Genomic DNA, 6851 nt, shown 5'->3' with positions numbered 1-6851 from the left:
ACAAAGGAAAAAAGAAGGCGCTTAAACAGCCCTTTCAGACTTATTGTCAACCCTTTTCCTCCAATATTCCGTCACCGATACTCCGAACCCATACAACAATGATAAATATTATTACTTAAAAATAGATGATAGATTTATCCACGACCTTTATCCGCTGTTAGAAGATACTAAATTTGAAAAACCAGACTATTCTATAGGGGCGCATATATCTGTCTTTTATGAAATAGTTTTTTAAGTTGAAGTTTGCATGCGTCATTTCTTCACTCATGTAGGTTTTGCTAAATTTCGTTCATCATTCCTGTGCAAACATAAACTTAATTCACTATAAATATTTTGAAAACGAGTCCTGTTTTAATATAACAGACTTAATAAGCGTAGTTTTAGGAAATAAGGAATATATAGTATTACTCATTAAATCAAAGGAATTGGAAAATTTAAGAAAACTCAAGGGTTTAAGCATAAACCCTACTTTTAAAAATTGCGAAGTACAATTGCATGCAGAGATATCGTGGGTTATAGGTAAGTCTTTATAATTACGGTACAGGAATGACGAGCGAAGCCTAGTAATGCTTCGGTAAAGTAGGGAAGTGACGCATACCAGAACTATAAAGACTTAACTGTAGCTCCTAAAACTTGCTTCTATCGGCTGAATATACGCAGCTTTTTGAACGTAAGTTTGTAATAATGTTATTTAAATGCTTAGAACCGCGTACTGCAATATCTATAACCAGTTCAAAAAACTCTTCGGTACGACCTGCAACCTTAACATTATGAATATTGGCATGATCCTTGGCAATAGAGCTTGTAAGTGTTGCAAGGCTGCCAATTTCATTGGTTAGTACCACTTTTATACGACCAATATAGCTTTCATCGGCGGAGTCTTTGTCCCATGAGATTTCCAACCACATTTCAGGATTTGCTGAATAATTGTTAAGGTTATCACAATCAGCAGTATGCACTGTAATACCTTTGCCCTGATGTACAATCCCCACTATTTGATCGCCTGGAATAGGGTGACAGCATGTTGCGTAATGCACGGCAACGCCTGGAGTAAGCCCTTTTATTAAAAGCTTATTATCTGCTGAATAGTTAGCAGTTTTATTTCGTTTAATTTTCAGCTTTTGCAGTAAGTTATTTGATTTGCTAGCAACTACCTGAGTTGATTTTTTGTATTGTTCAGGGTAAATAACAGTTAATATATCCTTTTTATCAATGGCGCCTTCACCAACAGCTGCGTATAAATCCTGAATGCTATTTTTCTTAAATAAACCAAGGTGTTTAATGAGCATTTCATCGGTAAATTCTGCGTTAAAGCTTCTAACTTCTTTAGCTAAAATAGCTCTGCCGAGGTGTAGATATTCGCCATGTTGCTGGGTACGAATAAACTTTTTAATTTCTGCCCTTGCTTTAGCCGTAACTACAAATTTTTCCCAAGCAGGTGAAGGGGTTTGTGTTTTAGATGTTTGAATCTCTACCTGATCGCCATTTGAGAGTTGAATTTGTAATGGTACAATACGGCTATTAACTTTAGCGCTTACGCAGTGATTCCCTACATCTGAATGCACAGCATATGCAAAATCAACTGGTGTTGCGCCTTTTGGAAGGACTATTAGCTGACCCGCTGGAGTAAAACAAAATACCTGATCATAGTACATTTGCATTTTTGTATTTTCTAAAACGTCGGCTGATTCTTCTGAATTATCAATAATATTTAGTAACTCACGAACCCATTTAAACTGTTTGCCTTCAGTTTTATATTCTTCGCCTTGCTTATAAACCCAGTGAGCCGCGACCCCAAACTCCGCAATTTCATGCATTTCTTCAGTACGTATTTGTACTTCGATTCTATGCTGGGCAGGCCCTATAACTACGGTGTGAATAGAGCGATAACCGTTATCTTTAGGGATGCTGATAAAGTCCATAAATTCACCCGGAACCATCTGGAAATGTGAGTGAATTAAGCCTAAAGCGCGGTAACAATCCTCGATATTGTTAGCAATAATACGGAAGGCTATAATATCGGACAGCTGCTCAAAACTAATGTTTTTGCGCTGCATTTTAAACCATATAGAGCAGGGTGCTTTTTCACGTCCGTATACTCGTGCATTAACGCCCGATAGCTTCATCATTTCGCTAAGTTCATGAACGATATTTTCAACTTCAGTTGCGCCTTTCTCACGTAAGTATTCTAAGCGGCTTAGTATAGATTCCCTTGCATCTGGATAAAGCTCGGCAAATGATAAATCCTGAAGCTCAAGCTTAATTTTTTGCATACCAATTCTTTCAGCAAGGGCTGCATAAATATCCATTGTTTCTTTAGCGATTCTTATGCGCTTTTCAGGTGCTTTAAACTTTATGGTGCGCATATTATGAACACGATCAGCAAGCTTAATTAAAAGCACGCGAATATCTTCGGAAAGGGCAAGTAATAGTTTGCGGAAACTTTCAGCCTGACGAATATATTCTGGCTGATGCTCAATTTTAGTAAGTTTTGTAACGCCATCAACTAATTTTGCAATATGTTCGCCAAACTCTCTTTTGATATCATCATATGTTAAGACAGTGTCTTCTAAAGTGTCGTGCAAAATTGCAGTAATAATAGAAGATTGATCAAGCTTCATACTTGCGGCAATTTTTGCAACTTCAATAGGATGTGAGTAGTAAGGGTCACCAGATTCTCTAAGCTGAGCGCCATGGTATCTTATAGCGTAATCGCACGCCTTAAGTACTAAGTCTGTGTTTACTTTGGTATTGGTACTCTTGATCATGTCAATGAGTTCTTTAACACATTTTATCTCGAGAGCAGCATGCATTATATTTTAAATCTCTAATATTAATTTTCAGTTAAGTAATCTTAACAAAAAAACATCATTTTTGCAATGCGTAAAGTTTATGCTGGCAATTGCTATTTAAAGTGGTATATTAATTTTCATAAAATACTATATTACAGGGGTTTATAATGAAAAATATTTTCCTAGCATGCAGTTTAATACTAGCTTCATCATGTGCAGATTTCGATGATTTAATTAGATATAGCGACTATAGCTATCATGATCTTGCCAGGTACAATTTTAATGTGAAAGATATTGTTGTTGAGCATTTGTATCAATCGCCTGTGGTTTACCCTAATGCCGAGCATTTAGCGCCAATTTCTCCAGATAAAGCAGTGTCTGATTGGGTAAAATACAACTTCTTTCCTACACGTGGGTCTGAAGATATTTTAAAAATTGTTATCGTAGATGCTTCAATCGTTGAGAAAAAAGTTCATGTTGATACAACATACAAAGACCTTTTTGTTAAAAAACAGAATATTAATTATGAGGGCAGGGTAGAGCTTAATTTCCAGATTTTTGAAAAAGGGGCGCTTACACCAAAAGCAACTATGGAAGTAAATGCAACTATGGCGCATACAGGTAATAATGATGACTCACCTGCTCAGAAAGAAAGACTGTTATATGATTTAACAAAGTCCCTGCTAACAGGTGTTGCAAATCAGGTTGATAACCACGTTTACAATTATCTCGGTACTTATGTGCAATAAAGTACTGCCAGTATAGAGATAAGGGTCATTTTATCTAAGCTTTGGAGGGAGTAAAATGACAAATATTGAAGTAAATTTTGCAAATTGCGCCAGAAACATGTTTCTTCCGCATAAGAATGATTCTGGCACATTTTATATAAGTGATAGTACTTTGGCGCATGCTAATGAGTTTGGAAATGTTATAAAAATTAGTGATACCGAACTTAGCCAAAAAATTGTAAAACATTTTATACATAATAATCAGGATGTTCATGAGCTAAACAAGTTCAGCTATCATGAATCGGCGAGGCTTGTTATAAGCGGTAAGCAAAAGCGTATTATGATTATTTTGGGTATGCTACTTGCTTGCATAGGGGTTTTTCAAATTGATTTGCTAGTTTACAGTATTTACTTATTAGTTAGCGCCGTATTATTTGCAGATATAATATTTAAATCTGTGATATTTATAAAATCTTTAAATGCTCCTCAGGAAAGCCCACATATTTTTGCAATAAATGATGAAAATTGTCCTGTGTACACAATCATGATTCCTATATATAAGGAATCAAATATGCTAAAGCATATAAACCAGAGTTTAGATAACCTTGAGTATCCTAAAGACAAGCTAGATATTTTAATACTGCTTGAAGAAAATGACAAAAAAACAATTGAAGCTGCTGAAAAATACTTAAGTATTCCGCATCGAAAAATTATCATGCCCGAGGTCGGACCTAAAACAAAGCCAAAAGCAATGCTAATTGCGCTTGAGTTTGCAAGAGGTGAATATTTAACAATATATGATGCTGAAGATATTCCCGATAGCGACCAGCTTTATAAAGCAATTATGAAGTTTAGTCAGGATGAAACTGGTAAACTTGCATGCGTTCAGGCGCGGCTTAATATGACCAATTACAAGGATAGCTGGATTTCAATGTTCTTTAGTTTAGAATATAATATTTGGTTTAACCATTATTTGAAAGGTCTTTATTTATATAATCTGCCTTTACCACTTGGCGGGACTAGTAATCACTTTAAAATGGATATACTGAGAAAAGTATCAGGATGGGATCCGTATAACGTTACGGAAGACGCTGACCTGGGTATAAGGCTTTATAAAAATGGCTATATAACAAGCGTAATCGATAGCGAAACAAAAGAAACTGCCCCAACAAGACTTGATAGCTGGTTAGGTCAAAGAAGCAGGTGGATAAAAGGATATTATCAAACATTTTTAGTGCATAACCGTAATATAAAATATTCGATAACGCATTTTGGGCTTAAAAACTTTATCGGTTTTAACTTTTTTATATCAATTCAGGTTTTAGCATTTACGTCGCTTTTCCCGATGTTTTTGTTAACTTTAGCTTATTACGGATTTGGACTCAATTTTGCATCGCCTTATCTTGCATATGCTAATGTTGCGACTAATTTTATTATCCAGCTATTTTTTGCATTTTATACATATTTTACAAAAGGATATAAGGCACGCTGGCAAATGTGTTTTTTCTATCCGCTTTATTTTATTTGCCATAGCTTTGCTTCATATAAAGCGCTTAAAGAACTGGTAACCAAACCCTTTTATTGGTTTAAAACGCCTCATTAGTTATAGATGATAACACAGAGTTTTATAGTAATGAATTTCTACTAAATTAGTACTGATTCAAATTACTGGATTTAATTATTTTCAGGTAGCCCTAATGTATTTTGATGGTCATCAAGAACTTTTCTATCATCAAAAACAAAACAGCCACCAATCCAGTTGCCTTTTTTATTCTCGCCTTCAATGAAGTATTCTAAAATGCCGCCATGTAGGTGATAAACTTCGTCGTGACCAAGTTTTTTAAGGTAAGCCGTAGCTTTCTCGCATCTAATGCCGCCTGTACACATCATGCCAACTTTTTTATCCTTAAGGTTCTCAAAATTATCCTCAAGCCAGGTAGCAAACTCGGTAAAGCGCTCTATTTTTGGGTTGACTGCGTTTTTAAATGTACCAATTTGCACTTCAAAATCATTGCGAGTATCGATGATAATGGCATTAGGATCTTCCATTAAAGCATCCCATTCTTCGGAATTTAAATAAGTGCCTTTTAAGTTATGTACGTCGACATCTTGTTTAAATGTAACAATTTCAGGCTTTATTTTAACTTTAATGCGATCAAAAGGGTAGTCATCTGAAAGTGACTCTTTGTACATTAATTTTTCCATAAGTCCAATTGATTCAAAGAATAAAATAACGTTGTCAATACCAGCGCGTGATCCCGAAATTGTGGAATTTATACCTTCTTTTGCAAGTAATACAGTGCCTTTAATTCCCATATCTTTGAATAATTGAATTAAAGTGGTTTGTAATTTGGTAAGATCGCCCAAATCGCAAAATGCATAAAATGTTGCTACTATTATTTTTGTATCGTTATTGATTCTGTGTATCATATTGAAATTATTGTTAATATTAATTATTTACAGTTTTTAATTCCTTCAAGAATGATTTTTTTAGCGCTGTCAGCGTCTTGCCATTCTTTAACTTTCACCCATTTACCTTTTTCTAAGTCTTTGTAATGCTCAAAAAAGTGAGAAATTTGATCAAGTAAAATTTGAGGTAAATCTTTGTAAGACTTAATATTGTCATAATGTTTTTCAAGTTTAGAAACAGGAACAGCTAAGATTTTTTCATCAACCCCAGACTCATCTTCCATCATAAGAACACCAACTGGGCGTGATTTTAGTACTGCACCAGGAATTACAGGGAAGTTGCTTACAACAAGTACGTCTACAGGGTCGCCATCACCAGAAAGTGTATTAGGAATAAAACCATAGTTGCAAGGGTAATACATGCAGGTATGAACAAATCTATCCACAAAAATAGCACCAGATTCTTTATCAAACTCATATTTAACAGGATCAGAGTTTTTAGGAACTTCAATAATTACATGCACTTCTTCAGGAGCTTTGTCGCCATGACCTACTTTTGCAATATCCATATACATACCTAACTAAATTTTTAAAAGGAGTGGCGCGCTCTAGAGGATTCGAACCTCTGACCTACAGATTAGAAGTCTGTTGCTCTATCCAGCTGAGCTAAGAGCGCGTATTTCAAATTAGGATGCATAATAACTAAGTATCAGGCATTTTGCAAGTAAAAAATAACGATTTTTTACTTAAAGTTAAGTGGCGCACCCTGAGAGATTCGAACTCCCGACCTTTAGATTCGTAGTCTAATGCTCTATCCAGCTAAGCTAAGGGTGCGTTATGAACTTTGATAAATTGTAAAATTAAGTAGGTCGTTTTCTCATTCATGTAGGTTTAGCTACATTTCATTCGTCACTCCTGTTAT

General features: G+C 35.2%; 5 protein-coding genes and 2 tRNA genes. 2 read left to right on the top strand and 5 right to left on the bottom strand.

Going from position 1 to position 6851, the window contains the following annotated elements:
- Window positions 1-626: 626 nt before the first annotated feature.
- Window positions 627-2813: a bifunctional (p)ppGpp synthetase/guanosine-3',5'-bis(diphosphate) 3'-pyrophosphohydrolase gene (locus BGO27_07075; GenBank protein ID OJV13744.1), complete on the bottom strand. Its 2187-nt coding sequence runs from the start codon at window positions 2811-2813 to the stop codon at window positions 627-629.
- A 146-nt stretch (window positions 2814-2959) separates the two neighbouring features.
- On the opposite strand from BGO27_07075, the gene BGO27_07070 reads away from it, so the two are divergent.
- On the top strand, window positions 2960-3541 hold the full coding sequence (locus tag BGO27_07070; GenBank protein ID OJV13743.1) for a hypothetical protein: 582 nt from the start codon (window positions 2960-2962) through the stop codon (window positions 3539-3541).
- Between the two features lie 55 nt (window positions 3542-3596).
- The gene (locus BGO27_07065) at window positions 3597-5123 is read left to right on the top strand and encodes a hypothetical protein (GenBank protein OJV13742.1); all 1527 of its coding nucleotides are present in this window, start codon (window positions 3597-3599) and stop codon (window positions 5121-5123) included.
- A 71-nt stretch (window positions 5124-5194) separates the two neighbouring features.
- Here BGO27_07065 and BGO27_07060 read toward each other — a convergent pair whose 3' ends face one another.
- The 4 genes from BGO27_07060 to BGO27_07045 form a co-directional block, all read right to left on the bottom strand.
- On the bottom strand, window positions 5195-5950 hold the full coding sequence (locus BGO27_07060) for a hypothetical protein (GenBank protein ID OJV13741.1): 756 nt from the start codon (window positions 5948-5950) through the stop codon (window positions 5195-5197).
- Window positions 5951-5973: 23 nt separating this feature from the next.
- Complete coding sequence (locus BGO27_07055) at window positions 5974-6498, bottom strand: inorganic pyrophosphatase (GenBank protein OJV13740.1); 525 nt, start codon at window positions 6496-6498, stop codon at window positions 5974-5976.
- 30 nt (window positions 6499-6528) lie between these two features.
- A tRNA-Arg gene (locus BGO27_07050) sits at window positions 6529-6605 on the bottom strand.
- Window positions 6606-6686: 81 nt separating this feature from the next.
- Window positions 6687-6763: transfer RNA gene (locus BGO27_07045), tRNA-Arg, on the bottom strand.
- Window positions 6764-6851 lie beyond the last annotated feature (88 nt).

The organism is Alphaproteobacteria bacterium 33-17 (assembly GCA_001897445.1).
GTDB lineage: Bacteria > Pseudomonadota > Alphaproteobacteria > Rickettsiales > 33-17 > 33-17.
This window is presented reverse-complemented; position numbering and strand designations above follow the sequence as displayed.

Coding starts and splice junctions, on each gene's coding strand:
- BGO27_07075 (OJV13744.1), bottom strand. CDS start 2,813: ATGCATGCTGCTCTCGAGATAAAATGTGTTAAAGAACTCATTGACATG.
- BGO27_07070 (OJV13743.1), top strand. CDS start 2,960: ATGAAAAATATTTTCCTAGCATGCAGTTTAATACTAGCTTCATCATGT.
- BGO27_07065 (OJV13742.1), top strand. CDS start 3,597: ATGACAAATATTGAAGTAAATTTTGCAAATTGCGCCAGAAACATGTTT.
- BGO27_07060 (OJV13741.1), bottom strand. CDS start 5,950: ATGATACACAGAATCAATAACGATACAAAAATAATAGTAGCAACATTT.
- BGO27_07055 (OJV13740.1), bottom strand. CDS start 6,498: ATGGATATTGCAAAAGTAGGTCATGGCGACAAAGCTCCTGAAGAAGTG.